This is a genomic window from Spirochaetota bacterium (assembly GCA_038043445.1).
In the GTDB taxonomy this organism is placed as follows: Bacteria; Spirochaetota; Brachyspiria; order Brachyspirales; family JACRPF01; genus JBBTBY01.
On the sequence record JBBTBY010000013.1, the window covers coordinates 32,285 to 48,443 of the forward strand.

13 protein-coding genes are annotated in these 16,159 nt (G+C 56.6%); 4 read left to right on the forward strand and 9 right to left on the reverse strand.

Features of this window, described 5'->3' with window-relative positions; translation table 11 throughout:
• Window positions 1-59: 59 nt before the first annotated feature.
• From AABZ39_01860 to AABZ39_01875, 4 genes are all read right to left on the reverse strand, one after another.
• Window positions 60-1,751, reverse strand: a complete 1,692-nt coding sequence (locus tag AABZ39_01860) for a lycopene cyclase family protein (GenBank protein MEK6793494.1) — start codon at window positions 1,749-1,751, stop codon at window positions 60-62.
• A 2-nt stretch (window positions 1,752-1,753) separates the two neighbouring features.
• On the reverse strand, window positions 1,754-3,055 hold the full coding sequence (locus tag AABZ39_01865) for a HAMP domain-containing sensor histidine kinase (GenBank protein ID MEK6793495.1): 1,302 nt from the start codon (window positions 3,053-3,055) through the stop codon (window positions 1,754-1,756).
• Entirely contained in the window at window positions 3,048-3,629 is a 582-nt protein-coding gene (locus AABZ39_01870; GenBank protein ID MEK6793496.1) for a hypothetical protein, read from the reverse strand. The genes AABZ39_01865 and AABZ39_01870 overlap by 8 nt, the downstream gene beginning before the upstream one ends.
• 92 nt (window positions 3,630-3,721) lie before the next feature.
• A complete protein-coding gene (locus AABZ39_01875) occupies window positions 3,722-5,017 on the reverse strand; it encodes a HAMP domain-containing sensor histidine kinase (GenBank protein ID MEK6793497.1) in 1,296 nt (431 codons plus the stop codon).
• Window positions 5,018-5,162: 145 nt separating this feature from the next.
• On the opposite strand from AABZ39_01875, the gene purS reads away from it, so the two are divergent.
• The 4 genes from purS (at window position 5,163) to AABZ39_01895 (ending at window position 8,305) form a co-directional block, all read left to right on the forward strand.
• Window positions 5,163-5,396, forward strand: a complete 234-nt coding sequence (gene purS / locus AABZ39_01880; GenBank protein ID MEK6793498.1) for a phosphoribosylformylglycinamidine synthase subunit PurS — start codon at window positions 5,163-5,165, stop codon at window positions 5,394-5,396.
• Window positions 5,393-6,079 (forward strand): phosphoribosylformylglycinamidine synthase subunit PurQ, encoded by a 687-nt coding sequence (purQ, locus tag AABZ39_01885; GenBank protein MEK6793499.1) that lies wholly within the window; start codon window positions 5,393-5,395, stop codon window positions 6,077-6,079. Before purS ends, purQ begins: the two co-directional genes overlap by 4 nt.
• A gap of 10 nt (window positions 6,080-6,089) precedes the next feature.
• Window positions 6,090-7,589: an L-aspartate oxidase gene (nadB, locus tag AABZ39_01890; protein MEK6793500.1), complete on the forward strand. Its 1,500-nt coding sequence runs from the start codon at window positions 6,090-6,092 to the stop codon at window positions 7,587-7,589.
• Between the two features lie 74 nt (window positions 7,590-7,663).
• Complete coding sequence (locus AABZ39_01895; protein MEK6793501.1) at window positions 7,664-8,305, forward strand: DUF6062 family protein; 642 nt, start codon at window positions 7,664-7,666, stop codon at window positions 8,303-8,305.
• A 33-nt stretch (window positions 8,306-8,338) separates the two neighbouring features.
• On the opposite strand, the gene AABZ39_01900 is transcribed toward AABZ39_01895, so the two are convergent.
• The 5 genes from AABZ39_01900 to AABZ39_01920 all read right to left on the reverse strand — a co-directional run.
• Entirely contained in the window at window positions 8,339-10,996 is a 2,658-nt protein-coding gene (locus AABZ39_01900; protein MEK6793502.1) for a glycoside hydrolase family 20 zincin-like fold domain-containing protein, read from the reverse strand.
• A 70-nt stretch (window positions 10,997-11,066) separates the two neighbouring features.
• Complete coding sequence (locus AABZ39_01905) at window positions 11,067-12,599, reverse strand: hypothetical protein (GenBank protein MEK6793503.1); 1,533 nt, start codon at window positions 12,597-12,599, stop codon at window positions 11,067-11,069.
• A gap of 174 nt (window positions 12,600-12,773) precedes the next feature.
• Window positions 12,774-13,286, reverse strand: coding sequence for a hypothetical protein (locus tag AABZ39_01910; protein ID MEK6793504.1), 513 nt, complete (start codon window positions 13,284-13,286; stop codon window positions 12,774-12,776).
• A gap of 85 nt (window positions 13,287-13,371) precedes the next feature.
• A complete protein-coding gene (locus AABZ39_01915; GenBank protein MEK6793505.1) occupies window positions 13,372-14,313 on the reverse strand; it encodes an AraC family transcriptional regulator in 942 nt (313 codons plus the stop codon).
• A gap of 42 nt (window positions 14,314-14,355) precedes the next feature.
• On the reverse strand, window positions 14,356-16,159 hold a 1,804-nt coding region (locus tag AABZ39_01920), incomplete at its 5' end, for a hypothetical protein (GenBank protein MEK6793506.1).

The window sequence follows — 16,159 nt, forward strand, 5'->3', positions numbered from 1 at the left end:
AGAACAAGGGCCCATGAGCCCTTGTTCTTTATTATCGCAACTGCTTTGAATAAGAGATACTACCGCTTTTGACCGCCAATAATCCCTATCACCGCCTGCACGCACGGCTTGAACAAGAGCGATCCGATCTTACAGAGAATAGTCTCCGGTATCCGCCTGCCGAAGTATATTCTCATTGATAAAAGCATGCGTTTGAGCATGCTCCCGGAGAGCGGCTCCCGGTCGAACATCTCACTCCCTTCGGGGACGTAGAAGCCCAAGGCTTGCGATACAAGACAGTAGAGGAATCGCGCGAGATCGCGTTTCAGCTCCGGCATGCGCGCGCTTTCAAAACGCGATGGATGGAGGAGATACGGGTTCTTCACGAACATGGCCGCTATGGTACGCAGATCGCCGCCCGTGAGGTCGTTCGCAATGCGCCGCTGTATTATCTCCGAGGGGAGCTCCGTGCATCTTTTCGCGAACTCATGGAAGTATTCATCGCGGCGAATGGCGTAGTGAAAGCCCTGAAAGAATTTATTGAGCGCCATCTTCTTCTCGCATGACCTGAGCCACGCGATATCATACTCACGGAGCATGCGTACGGATGTGTCACCGGCGGCAAGCGCCTTCTCGATGACGGGGGCTGCGAGGGAGGCTTCCTCGAGCGAGGGTGCGAAACCGAAGCCGGTATCCGGTATCTGCCGTGTGGCGCTCGCACCGATGAAGAGGATATTGTCGTAGGCGGATGCCTCGCGGAAATCCGTCATCGGTATGATGCCTTTTCGTTCGCGCTCGAAGTTTCCCGAAAGTTTCCTGATATTGAGCCAGCTCGACAGGTAGCGTTCCATCTCCTCCGACGGCGGCTCACCGGCGGGATCTCCCGGCGTCGTTTCGGTGAAGACCATGACGCCCGCGCCTGCCGACTTCGGACCGAAAACGTCCACCCAGAAATTGGCGCTCGTCACCGTGGGCATGGCAAGGTCCCAGATTATCTCCGGCTGCGGCCGTTTCAATCCGCTGAACTCGTACATGAGGCATTTGAGCACCGTGCAGGAACGCTGGCGGTGGAACGACCGTACGAGGTTCGAATGATATCCCCCCGCATCGACTATCATCCGTGCACGGAACGCCATGTTGTCGCGCTCTTTTTCGATATTATCGAGCTCGTCCATGGCATTGACGGTGACCAGGGGGTCATGCTTCTGGAAGAAGGCGTCATCCACGTTCAGGCGCGATGTCGAGCGTGGAAAGCTTTTACGAGCAACGCTATAACGCAGGGTGCGGTAGTCGTTAACGACGGTCTTGCCGATGACGAGGCCATCGCGCGCGAAGGCGGTCAGTTCGCAGTTCTCGACCACCGTGCAGTACGCATCATCGATGCGCGATGCGAGGAGCGAAAGCACTTTCCGCTGGTCCATGAGGCAGTAGTCGATATGCGTGGGCGCGTTCAGGCCGAAGTAATTGCGGAAGTAGGTGTCGCGATGGCGCATCTGTACCGCGGCGGCAAGGCCGTATCGCTCGACGATGGGGTACGGCAATGCGAACACCTTGTCCGTCTCGAGGAAGCGTCCCCGTTCCAAAAGGACGGAGCGGATCTTACGCTGCGAGAGCTCATGCGCCATCGCAAGTCCCGCGGGGCCGGCACCAGCGATGATGACATCGAACGGGGTGCGTGCGATCTCGGCAGCGCGAGCAGCGTCCGCCGGCACCGACACATTGTATACCGCGCGGCGGACATGCGCCGCGGCGCGATGCATTCGTTGCGCCATTATCATTTCTCCTCAGGCGTGAGCGGGAGCCGTATCATGAACGTTGTCCGATCAAGCGGCGTGCTTGCAACGGTCACATCGCCGCCGAGCGTGTTCACGATATAGTCGTGTACGAAGTGAAGGCCCAGGCCCAGCCCTTCTTTTTTTGTGGAGAACACGGTGAATATTCTCTTGATATTATCGGGGGATATTCCCGGGCCGTTGTCGTTGATGACTATCACGGCCGTGTCCGCCGTATGCGCTACCGAGACGCCGATGCGTTTTTCCGTGACCTGCGATGCATTGAGGCTCTGCACCGCATTGGTGATGATATTGAGGAATACGGAGAGGAGCCGGTATTTCGATGTGACGACGGGTATCACCCCCCCCTCAAGTCCCGAGCAGTCGAACGTTATCTGCGCGGTCTTGCTCCTGCTCAAGAGCACGAAGTCGACGGCCTCGCGCACGGTGCTCCGTACATCGATGCGTTCCTCGCGCTGCGGATCGAGACGGATATACGAAAGGAACTGATTGATGATCTTCTCGATATCGTCAATGCTCTTCCCGATGAGCGGGTAGTATCTGCCTGTTTCCGGCGTATTCGCATGCATGCGCACGCCCTCAAGCGCCATGACGATGGTATGGAGCATGTTCTTGAGATCATGGAGCATGACGGAGAATATCTCACCGCTCACGATGAATTTCATCGCGCCGATGAGCTTCTCGTTGAGCGAGCGGTTCTCATTGAGCTGCGCGGTGATGGTGTCGATGAGCATGCCGTAGTAGTACGAGATGAAAAGATGGAATGTGAGTATCGTGAACACCTTGAGGAAGATGATGGGCACGCTGAAATTCCCGAAGCGAAGCGCCGCGAACACATCCCCCGCCGCCAGAACGACGAGGAAAAACGACGTTATGAGGACGGGGCCTGCTTTCCGCATCGCGAGGTTCGGGAGCAAGCGCCAGAAGAAGAACATCCCCTGCAGCGTCACGAGGAGTACGAGGAATATCGGGGAGAACGTGATCGAGAATTCTATGCGTGTCGCAACATCGAGGGCGGTGAGACTTATCACATCGAGGATGCCGAAGAATATGACAAGACCCGACTCGTATCCGCGGACGCGGCGAATGTGGAAGATGATGTCCGGTATGATGACGATAAAAGCTACCGCGAACGACACCGCCATATAGAACGCGAACAGCGACCGGTACTGCGGCAGTATGAAGCCGACCACGACAAGCCCTGCATTGCCGATGACGGCAAGGAGATAGCGAAGGAGTATGTACTGCCGCGGCCTGAACCAGGGATACAGTGCCTCAGACATGGAAGAGCCATGCGGCGGTACGCAGTACGGCGAACACGACGATGCCCCAGAACCAGCCGTAGCCGAGCGACACAGGGACGGGTATCTTCCACGGCGTCATGGCCTTGCCGAATATTTTGTAGAAGGAATTGGTATACTTGAAATAATGGATGGCGTGAAAGAGCGCTTCGATGATATTCCCGATGAGGAAGGTGACGAGCACGGACGGGAACACGTAGTAGATGACCGAGGGGAGGCCTGCGAGCGGAACGAAGGTGAAACGGAGGATATCCGTCTCAAGCCAGTGCGTTACGGCGAAACAGAAGGACATGAGACCCGACCAGGCGAGCGGTAATGAGAACGAAAGGTCGCGCTTGACGAACGGGATGCGCAGCATGAGAAAATCGTATTCCCAGAGCCTGTCGGTGAATATCTCAAAGCACATGCCGATGACGAAGAGCAGCGCGGCGAAGAAGATGAAAAGCTTCCATTCATGATAGTGGTTGAGCAGGAAGAAGGCGCCGACAAGGCCGCCCAAGCCGATGATGCCGATGACACAGAGCTCTTTGATGACCGCGATGGTTTTCCGTTTCATTGTTCCCCCAATGAAGTTTACGTATCGCAATAGTACCGTATGAAGTACGCTTGTCAAGACACCGGCGGTGGAATATCGTGCCTTCACCGCGTTCATTTCCCCACGTGCGGGATACGGACGGTGAACACGGTGCGTTCGTTGGGAACGCTTTCCGCCGTGACCGTGCCGCCGAGCGTGCCCACGATGTACTCATGGACGAAATACAGGCCAAGCCCGGTCTTCTTCTTCGAATAGAGCGAGAACATGTCCGTGATGTCCTCGGCGCTGATGCCGGGGCCATTATCCTCGACAGTGACCTCGATGCACTCGCCGGCAGCGACCGATACGCGTACGCGTTTTTCCGCGGAAGACTGCATGGCCGGCGTGTCAATGGCATTGGTGATGAGGTTGAGGAACACCGAGAGGAGGCGGTACTTTGATGCGGTGAGGTATATCGGGTCGCCCTCATCGATACCGGATGTTACGAACTCGATGAGCGCCGTTCTTTTCCGGCTGATGCGGATGAACGCGAGCGCTTCCCGTGTGATCTCCCGCACATCGACGGTCTCCACGAACTGCGGGTCAAGCTTGATGTATGAGAGGAACTGATCGACGATGGTCTCTGTATCTGTTACGCTTTGCCCGATGATGGGGTAGAAGCGTTCACCCTCCGCCGGCTGCGCCGCATGCGCGCGTATGCTGTTCAGCGAGGTGACTATCGTGTGCATCATGCTCTTAACGTCGTTGAGCATGACGGAAAATATCTCGCCGCTCACGATGAATTTCATCGAGCCGATGAGCCGTTCATTGAGACGGGTGTTCTCCTCAAGGCGTTCGGCGATGTATGAGAGGAGCAGGCTGTAGAGCCGGGTGACGAAGGCATGTGCGGAGATTATTATCAGAATCTTGACGAGGAAGAACACGATATTGGAATGAGCGTACCGGAAATAGAGCACGGCATCCGTGGCGATCATGGTCGCAAGGAAATAGACGGTTATCCACAACGCGTTCGGCAGGATGCGAAAAGCCGGGGTGATGGAACGATAGAAATATGCCCCCTGTATGGTCACGATGGGGATGAGGAATATCGGCGAGAATTGTATCTGGAAATAGACACGGGTGATGGCATCGAGCACGAGGAGATAGATGATATCGAGCAAGAGGAAATGCAGGATAATATCGCGATTACAGTCCTTCCTGCGGAAAAGGTGTAAGCCGGCGTCGACCACGGCAATAATGCCCGTCTCTACCACGGCGGCGATAAAATACAGGAAGAGAATATCCCGATACTGCGGAAAAACGAACATGGCCGCAGCAAGCGCACAATTGCTGACAGCGGAGATGGAATATCGCAGTGTGACGAAATAGCGCGAGCCGAACACTGCGGGGTAGGGATAGGGGTCGTGCATGAGGTTCCTTTCTTACCCGTATGATACAGCACCGGGGCGTGCTGTCAAGAATGTTCTTGGCGGAAGGAACGCCGTGTTCGATGCACTTCCTTGACTTTGCATTGTGTCAGGGTATAATCCGCACATCCGATATGAGGCGGTCCCCATGAAGGCCATTGTCAATGTGTACCTGAAAAAGAACATCCTCGATCCGCAGGGCGTAACGGTGCAGAAAGCGCTGTCCTCGCTCGGTTTCGGCGTTTCCTCGCTCCGTATCGGCAAACGCTTTGAGATAGAGGTCGACAGCAACGACCCGCAAGCAGTGAAGAAAATGCTCGCCGAAGCAAGCGATAAGCTCCTTGCCAATCCGGTGATAGAGGACTTCGAGGTGATCGTGTGAAGGTCGCCGTCATTGTCTTCCCCGGATCGAACTGCGACCGCGACTGCCGCCACGTAGCCGGCACGGTGTTCCACGAACAGGCGTCATTCGTCTGGCACAAGGACCAATTCGATGAAAAAGCGTACGATCTGATAATACTCCCGGGCGGGTTTTCCTACGGTGACTATCTGCGCTGCGGCGCCATCGCCCGTTTTTCGCCGGTCATGCAGAGCGTCATAGCGCATGCAAAGCGCGGCGGGTTTGTGCTCGGCATATGCAACGGATTTCAGGTGCTTACCGAGGCGCATCTGCTTCCCGGTGCGCTCATCCGCAACACGAACCTGAAATTCGTCTGTAAGGATTCCTGTCTGCGTGTCGAGAACGCGAAGACGCGTTTTACGAGCGGCTACAAAAAGAACGCCGTCATATCGGTGCCGATAGCCCACGGCGAGGGAAATTACCGTGCCGACGATGCGCTCTTGTCATCGCTCGTTGAAAACGGACAGATAGTGTTCACCTACTGCACGGAAGCGGGCGATGTGACGCCCGAGGCGAACCCCAACGGCTCGTGCAGGAATATCGCCGGCATCATCAATCGCGAGGGGAATGTACTCGGTATGATGCCCCATCCGGAGCGGGTGAGCGAATCCATACTCGGCGGCACCGGCGGGGCGCCGCTCTTTCAATCGATATTCGCCGCATAGAAAATAAAAGATGAACACAGCCATTATCGGATGCGGCATCGCAGGACTCACCGCCGCACTTGAACTTGCCGAACGCGGCATATCCGTCGAGCTCATCACCAAAGAGGTGGACCCCCTCGAAAGCAATTCCTATCATGCGCAGGGCGGTATCGTGTATGTCAGCCGCGAGGACTCCCCCGAGCTCCTTGTCGCGGATATCATGACCGCCAACGGCAATACCGGCGACAAGGCGATAGCGCATCTGGTCGCGACGGAAGGCCCCGTTGCCGTGCGTGAGCTCCTCATCGAACGATACGGCGTGCCGTTCGCCCGCGACGGGCACGGCGAATTGTGCTTCGGCGGCGAGGCCGCGCATTCCACACGGCGTATACTCTACATCAAGGATGCCACCGGCGAAGGGATAGTCCGCACGCTCTATGCGCATGCCGAGAAGCATCCGCTCATATCGATACGGCGCCGGACGATGATCGCCGGTATCGCCGTGAAAGGGAAACGGGCCGTCGGCGTCTACACCAAAGAGGACGACGGCGATGTTGCCGCTCTGCCCGCAGACGCGGTGATACTGGCCGCGGGCGGTCTCGGGCAGATCTACGCGCATACGACGAACCCCCGTTCGGCCACCGGCGACGGTTTTGCACTCGCCCTTCGTGCCGGGGCTCTGCTTCGCGGCATGGAATATACGCAGTTCCATCCCACGACCATGTTCGACCCGCGTACGAACAACGCCCTTGTGAGCGAAGCAGTGCGCGGAGAAGGCGCACGCATACTGGCGAAGAACGGCGATGACTTCATGCCGTCGTATCATCCCGCCGCTTCGCTCGCCCCGCGCGACATCGTTTCACGCGCGATAGCGCTTGAGCTCGTCAAACGCAACGAGGGCTATGTGCTCCTCGACTGCAGGGGCATCAGCGCGGACATGCTTCGCGATCGTTTCCCGCATATCGTCGAGAAGGCGCTCGCCGCCGGTGTCGATATCACCACGACGCCGCTCCCGGTGGTGCCCGCGTTCCATTTTTCCTGCGGGGGCGTCGCCGTCGATGAGCATGCGCGCACAGCGGTGAGCGGGCTCTACGCGGTCGGCGAGGTATCCTCGACGGGTCTGCACGGCGCCAATCGGCTTGCGAGTACATCGCTTCTTGAGGGTCTTACGTTCGGCAGACGAGCCGCACAGGATATCGCGGAGCAGAAGTTCATGCGTTCAACGCCGGCCATTGCTCCGTGGCATGACAACGGCAGCCGAGTGCCTGAGGCCGATATGATAACGCAGGACTGGACATCGATAAAGAACATCATGTGGAACTGTGTCGGCATCGTACGGGGCAGGAGACGCCTTGCGCGTGCGGTACATGACCTTACGCATGTGCGGGCGGCGATGGGGCGATATTATGCAGGGGCGAAAAAGAACCGCTCGCTGCTGCAGCTGGAGAACGCGCTTACGACGGCGAGTGCGGTCGCGTCCGCAGCGAATGACAACCGTGTGAGCGCCGGCTGTCATTATCGAATCGATTAGGGTGATACCAAGAGCATCGTACCGATAATTGGCTTTTTGTTTGCTATAATCGTCCCATGGCGTATAATAGCAGCATGAAGCGCGAAAAGCACATACCGTATTTCGAGCTTGTCGAGACGTTCAAGGCGTCGGAATGCCCGGTCTGTCACCTCATCAAGGACCGCCGCGATAAATACTTCAACACGCTCGTCTATGAGCATCTCACCGATAAATTCTTCCGCGCCGCGTACAATACGACGTTCGGTTTCTGCAACGATCATGCGCATAAATTCCTCGAATATACCAACGGTGCCGGCATTGCCATCGTGCATGAAAGCCTTCTTGACATCGCCATCGAAGCGCTTGCGAAGGGATCGCTTAAGGGCATCAAGCGCGGGGAATGCAAGATGTGCGTGAATGAGCGCACCATGGAAATGCAGTATCTCTCGACGACGGCCGCCTATTTCGAGGATGATGCGTTTAAGCGCGATTTTCTTTCATCGCCGGGACTCTGTGTGCCGCATTACGCCATGCTCGAGAAAGAGACATGGGGCATGCCGAAATGGTTCCATGAATACCATCTGAAAAAATACCGCGAGTTGCGCGATGCGTCGCGGAAATTCATCGACAGCACGGACTTCACCAAGAAGGTCGATATCACCGAAGAGGAAAAGGGCGTATGGAAGAAGGTGATACCGCTCCTCTACGGATACCGCGGGCAGGACCGCGGTCACTGAAAATTTTACACGGGGCTGAAGCCCTGTGCTTCTTCACTCTACGATCGTAACGCCCGCGATCACATATCCCATGTTCTTCGCCGCAGTGAGCGTTATCGACTTCACCATGCCGCCGACGGCCATGTCGTACTGCCAGAGCCCATGCTTCCCGCCGGAGGAATACACCGGCTGTGCGACGGAATAGATCTCCTCGCGAGCATTGCGCGTGAGCAGTTTTCCGTTCTCGACATCGCCGGGCATGAGAAGCTTCATGACGATATTGCCGATCTCGCGGCGTATGACAATGGGCTGTTTGACCGACGTATCCCCCTCAATGCTGATGGCGCCGATCTCCTTCATCGCAACGTCCGTCTGAAGACTGGTATAGAGGAACGATATCGCCTTTGCACGCCTGCCGACCGGTATCGTGAGCGATTTCTCCTCGGTAACGGTAATGCCCGCCGCGGATCCGCTTCCCGCGAAGAAGAAAGGCATGCCGTATTCGGTCGTGAACGTTCCGGCGCTGAAACCGCCCGGCTCAGCGAATGAAGAATCAGCCGCCGCGGAGAGGTCTACGGGTGCTGCCGTCTCACCGCCGCGCGGGAAATAGCGTACCGGATACATCCCGGCGACGACATTGTTGAAACCGCGCACGGCGAACGACGGCGTATAGAAATCGACGGCCGGTGTATACGCATTCCAGAACGATACGCCCGCCTGTACATACGGCCACATCTTTTTTGCGTATTGGAACATCGACTTCGCATTGCCGCTGTATCCTGTCCACGTGGTATGGAGCATGCCGTAGATGTTCTTCTTTTTCCCGTAGCGTGAAAAATTGATGATGTTGTTCACATCCTCTTCGCCGGTGGCGCCGATAACACGGAAGCCCAGGGCCTGGAACTGATCGACCTCGGGGAATTCCGCCGCGGGGCGGTAATCCCAGACGGCTATCATCGCGCTTTTATCCATCTTTTTCGCTACGTTGAGGAGTTCCTCGCGATGCGCCGGATGCGAACGCCCGTTGAGATAATCCTGCCAGACCATGAGCGACAGGTTTTCCTTCTTCGCGTACACTTCATAGAACTGCATGTCTTTCCAGAGAAGATCGGCAAGCGACAGCTTCATGTTCTCCGGACGGTTCGGATACTTTCCGCGCATAGTGACCTCATCATGACCGATGTGGATATATGACGGCGAGGGAAATATCGTACGCATGTCCGCGAAGAGTTCGTTCATTATCTCGTATGTCCTCGGGTTGGAAACGTTATACGCATACGGCATTCCAGGGTCTTCGGCGATATCGATGTTCGCCTTGTTCTTAAAGAGATATTCGCTGTGTCCATAGGTCTGAAAGAGCGGATCGACATCGATGAAATGCTCTTCGGCGATGCGTATGAGCTCCTTCATATCGTCCATCGACATGCCCCATGCCTGATGGAGCTCCGGATGGCTCGGCCATTTCGCGTATTCGCATTCGAAGAGTATGCGGTTTATCCTGAGCGGGCCGAACACGTTCCTGATGAAAAGCGAATGGAGCTTGAGCGAGTTGTCGTCGGCAAGGAGATGTATGCTGCGATAGGGGAAATCCGCCCAGTCCTTCACGGTGCCGATGCGAATGGCGCCGCTCTCATCACAGAGCTGTACTACGGTGGAAAGAGCATAGTAAATGCTCGCCGGCGTGTTCGCGCTGATGACGACGCCTGACTTGCTAACCGATATCTCGTGATAATCGAATGATGAAGCGTTCGGCGCGGCCGCTTTCTTCACGGTGATGAATCCGGCGGCTTCCGGCTTTGCCGTACGGGCGATACCGGCGGCGGTAAAGAGCTCCGTGAGAAGCGATGCGTAGCGCGCCGTGTTCTTTGAGTTCTCGATGGCGATGCCGAGCGATGCGGGGAGCATCACCGTTCCGCCGGATATCGATGCGCTCTTCGGCTTCGGGAATATCTCGCTGCTGAGCGATCGTTTCTGCACTGACATCGGTGCGCGAAGCGAGATCGATCCGCCCTGCGGCGTCACCGCCGGGAGCGCGATGAAGCTCTTGAAATCGCCGGATGCGGTAAGCGTCATCTCATGATAGAAACGCTCGCCCTTCGCGATGGACGGCGCCGTCGATACCGGAAAAATGAATATTTCGCGGCCCTTGTACGGTTTTGCACGGCGGTCGACCATCGTGAAACCGGGGCCTTTCACCGCTTCGATGACTATCGTGCCGATCTTGCTTTTCATGGTAAGCCGTTTCGATTCCGCTGATATTTCGGAAAGTGATGATGTCACGTTCATCACCATGCCGCCTTCGTTCTCAACGCGTGCATCCTCCATGAATATCGCCGGTATTGCGAGCGGAATGTATTCGAGCATGGCATCGCGTTCCACCTTGAGCGTGCCGTCGATGACGATGCGTATCGACTGGGGTGAAACCGATTCGAACCGGAATTCGTCCATGTAGAAATCGGTGGGGCTGTCAGGGTCGGAGGTGATAAGGAGCGACGATGCCGTGCGTGTTGTCTTAACGGGGAATTTCGCGAGCCAGAAATACTGCGTCTTCCAGCTTTTCTCCACGCAGACGAACGAAGTTCCCATGCTGAACTTGTTCTCCTTGAAAGTGACCGTCGGGCCGTCGTTGCGGTTGGCCATTTCGAATTTCCAGTCGCCCTGGGCGAAGATCGATGCAGTGAGAATGATGATGAGCGCGATCACGTGTTTCATGGTTGCCTCCGTACAGCAGTGGAACAGCGGGTTGCAAATCGCTGTTCTCGTGGATGATATATATTGCTTCTCATTGCGGTTTTCCCCAATGCTCAGGATGCGTAAGAATAATGACCCGTGTGCCCCGTGTGAGCGACGCGAGGTATGCGGCAAGATCGGCGACACTTTTGTCCTTGAAACGCCCGTCGATATCGCCGGTCGACACATCGCGCTTGATAAGGTATGCCTCATACGAAAGTCCGTAGTCGGCGGTGGAATGCATGCCGTACGGATAGGAGACGCCGTTCGTCACGATATGTCCCTTCTTCCCGAACTCGGAGAACATCCACATATTGTTGAGTCCCATACCGATGACGGTGCCGTCGCCGTGCGCCGCCGCTCCCGTAACGGTGATGCCGAGCGTGCGGTATCGCTCTATCTCTTCTTTCATGAACGCAACGGGGTCGAACTGATATTTCCACATCATGCTGAAAAGATCGGTATGTATGCCTATCTCAAATCCCTTATCCGAGAGCTTTTTCGCGAGCGCGCGTATCGCCGCGTTCGGGGCGATGATGCCGTTCTTCACATCGCCGTAATATGTTGCCGAGTGAAGGATGTAGTATGTCGACCGTATGCCCGCTTCATGCTCGAGCTTCGCCATCGCAAGCGCTTTTTCGGGATGGCTGTCGATATCGTGGCGCATGCCGATGACGACTGTATCCTTTGTTGTATCCGTAACGAGATCGCGCACGGTGAGCACGCGGTACTGCGGTTTCGTTATCTCGGCAAGGAGCGTACGGTAATCGTCCCAGCTGAATTTCCCGCCGTACGCCGATTCCGCCCGTACGATATCCTCAAGCGGGCGTTCATCAGCGGTACCGAAAAAGACTTTCGTCCTGAGCACGGCCGGCGGTATCTCCGAAGCTGCCGCAGCGGCCATAGTGCTTTTCTGACGTACGGTGAACGATACTTCCTGCTCGTACACATCGTTCTGCGAGAGCGTTACCGCTTTCTGCTCCATGATGATGAAACCCTTCGCGCCGAGATAGGGCTTTTCGCGCCTGTCCTGCATGATGAGCTTACTGCCCTTCTTGACGGTGACGGTAATGTCACACTTCGGTGAGCGTATCTCGCAGACGCTCCATGGAGGAGAATCGGGCATGGTTCCTGCATAATATGCCGCCAGATCGATGGTCTTTGCGTCGAATGCCATCTTCGCTCCGCTCATCACCGCTTCGGGTATGTTCGCAACGACATGCGTAACGAAGGCGCTTACGTTCTCCGTGAGAATGCCGCGCACCGCTATCGCGAACGTATCGGGAGATGCCGCCGTGATGCGATGGTATTCGACGGCGAATGGCGATGGCTTCGCCGGGTCGGTGGCGACGGTAAGCCCATGTTCCGAGCGAGTGACGAGCGGGGCATGTTTCGCACCGTAATACCAGTGGCTTTTCCAAGGCGGTTCCATACAGAGAAGGAGTGAATTGGCGATAATGACAGTATTACTCTGGGCGACGGAGAATCCGGCATTGCCTGTCCAGTCCATGCGAAAACCGGATTCCTCGATGCCGGCGGCGCTTACGCAGATAGCAGCAAGGATGAAAAGTACATGCATTCTCATGACATCAGTATACCATGGAATTCAGGATTGTGGCGGGTAGCCGTTTCCCATTGCAGTGTACTATCGTCCCCTCCGCCGAGCATAAAAAACGGGATAACGAAAGCCATGCTTCGTTATCCCGGGAATTATCGGAATGCCGCCGGAAAGGGCGAACGGCGGACCAAGGGTGTCGAATTATTTCTCTTTATGTTTTTCGCGGGCGCTTTTCATGCGCTCTTCCAGTTTCTTACGCATTTCTTTCCATTTTTCCACCTGCTCGGCCGTGAGTATCGGCTTGCAGTCGACATTGAATTTGAAGCGCAGAAACTCGATCTCTGATGCCATTTTCGCCCGTTTTTCCATGCCGTCCTTCACTTTCGCCATATCGGGGGCGTCTTTCGCGCGTTCGGCTTCGAGCGGCTCGACGAACTTTTTGAGCTCCTCGCTCTTGGCGTCCAATTCCTTTTGGCCTTTTTCGGCGAGATCCTTCACCTTCTTATACTGCTCATCGGTGAGCGTGAGCGTCTGCTTGAGCATTTCGGCCATGCCGGTGAGCGTCTGCATGTCGGGACGCTTGTGTTCACCGCTTTCGGATTTTTCGGTCTTTTTCTTGTCTGCGGTACCCGATGTCTCGTCTTTTTTCGTGTCCGCGGCAAAGAGCGTTCCCGCCAATACACCGGCGAGCAGGCAGAGAAGCATACGTTTCATAGAGATCCTCCTGATGATCGTTCGGGCGCAATTGATCACGCTCCGGTCATCGTTAGACGTGGCAGTGGGCGTATAGTTCCCGGCGTCATGGCATAGGTGTCGCAGCCGATCGGCGTATCGCTTCCGCTCGACGCAGCGCTTCCGGCGTCATACCGGCGATGCGTTTGAACACGCGGTGAAAGTAGGCGGCATCCGTGAATCCGAGCTCGGCGGCGATACGCGGTATCGGCAGTGTCGTCGCAGAGAGAAGACGTTTCGCCTTTTCAACGCGCACCTGATTGACATAGGCCGTCACCGGCATCCCTGACGCACGCTGGAAAAGCCGATAGAAATGGCTCTTGCTCAATCCCGAATAGGTGATGGCCTTCGCGACATTGGTCGGTTCGGCGATATGCGCGGCGAGATAATCGAACACGGGGGCCATGGGCGATTCGCTCTTTGCTGCAAGACCGGCGGTACTAATGATGAGCGACAGGAGCGAACGGAACTGCGTTGAAAGGTGAAAGATGCGGTCATGCCGTGCGGCGGAGAATTCGTGGATGAGCGAAAGCCACGCGTTCGTGATGCGTGCAAGGGCATCGTCCGGGAAATGCACGATGCCCGCCTTCACCGAGAACGGCCGTGCGAGAAGGAACGCCCCGAGGAGGTCGTCCGCGGTACTGCCGGTGAGTGCATCATCGATGACCTTCGGCAGAAAACCGATGATGAGCTTTTCCATGCGCGCTGCGGTGATGATCTCGCGGTGCTCTTCGAGATCGTTCAGGAAGAAGAGGTCGCCGGTGCGTGCGCGGTGTTCCCTGCCGCCGATATGAACGATGGATGTGCCCGAGAGCACGAGCTCTATCTCAAGGAAGCCGTGGAAATGCGGCGCTATCGTTCGCGGGCCATCGTAAGACACATAGTAGGGGTACATCTCGACAGGGGCGTTCTGTCGGAAGGAAAAGACGTTCCCGCGCGCTTCGATGAGCGATGCCCAGTCGCGTTTGCTCTGCGCTTGAGCGGGGATGTGATAGCACGAGGGGAGCATGAAGTCATTATACGGACGGCATGAACGCTTGTCAATCGAACGTCATTTCGCGCGGGCCTTCGGCTTGAGCTTTGCCAGTTCGGCGGGGGGGATACGGTTTTCTATCTCGGAATAACGACGTTCGTTGGCATCGATGCCGCGCGCTTCCCTGAGCAGTTTGTACCCTTCCGCATATCGTCTCTCATAGATGGCCTGTTCCGCTTTTCGCGCGGCCTCATCCGCCTTTTCCCCGAGCGTAATGCGCTGCAGGAGCACATTGTATTTCTTTTCATCGCGCGGATTGAGCTTTCGCGCGTCGGCAAGCGACCATTTTGCCGACCAGAAACCGCGGTTGGATACCGCGTCAACGGCGCGATAGTACGCCGCCGTACCTGCGATCTCATCATTGATCCTGCGCTCGAGCATATCACAGCGATACGCCTTGTCCGCATGGAGCGTGCGTGCTTCGACAAGGAGCGTGCGTGCTTTCTCATAGGCGCGATCATCGATGAGCGAACGCGAGCGCTCGTATTTCGCCGCCGCCGAGCGTTCATTGCCGATGCGCGCCGAGAGCGAGCGATAGCGTACCATATCCTTCGGGTTCGCCTTGATGAGCCCTGCGAGAACGGCATCGGCATCGTCATACTTTTCCCCGTCGACGAATGCGAGAGCCTCACGATACTTCGCATCGAACCGTTCGTCCGCATCGATGACCGTGACAAGAGCGGAAAAGCGCCATCCCTCCCGGGGATTGAGCGTTCGTGCTTCGGCCATCGTACGACGCGCGTCCGCGAACGACCGGTTGGACAGGAGCCGTATCGCGTCGCGATAGAGGTCGTCGGCGCGAAGTTCATCCGAGATGCGGCGGGTGAGCTCATCGAATCGGCGGCTGTCGGCATCCGATACGCGTACAACGGTGTTCATCGCCGTACGTGCCTTTTCATACCTGCGCGCATCGACAAGGAGATAGGACGGCCGGAACACCGACCACGCGCGTTCCTCATTGGTGAGCCGTCCGTAAAGCAGCGCTGTCGTATTCGTATCGAGCGTTCGTGTCTGCCGTATCTCGGACAAGAGTGCGCGTGCATCCGCATAGGAGTGCGCATTGATGTATGAGAGCACCCTGCGCTCCGCGGTATACGCGCGCTCACGGGAAAGCACCTTTGCCTCCATTGCTGAGAACGATGCGCGGTCGGCAGCGCCGGTACGAACGGCACGCGCCTCGGCGATTATCGTCTTCGCCTTCGCGAATTCATTGTTCGCAACGAGTGATTCGACCTGGCGAAGCTTATCGCCGACGCCCTCCTCAAGAGCGATGCGTTTTTCGAGCGCTTCATACGATGCGGTGTTATTCACCCCGAGCGCGCGCGCCTCCGAAAGTTTCGTCCGTGCATCCCAGTATTTCTTCTGTCCGACAAGTTCCCTGGCATCGCGGTAGCATACCGCCGCACGGATCTCGTTGTCGATGCGCCGCGTAAGCTCATCACCGCGCGATCTGTCCCGCGTCGAAAGGAATTGCGCCTCGCCGATGAGCATTCGTGCACGGTCGTACACATCCCGTTTGATGAAGCTTTCGGCTGCCGCATATTTCTCCGCCGCCCTGAGCTCGCTTGTGATGCGGTTCTCGAGTTCCGCGAACTTCGGTATATCCAAAGGATGAAGGCGTTTTGCATCGACAAGGAGTTTCTGCGCATTGGTATAATTGCGGGTCTCGACCGATGACAGGGCAATACGGAAATTCTCGGCCGCACGTTCTTCACGAGCGATACGCTTTTCCAGTATCTCGTACGCATCCAGTTTCCGCGGGCAGAGCTTTTTCGCGTCGCCGAGAAGCCATTTCGCGCCGAAATAATCGCGCCGTTCGACC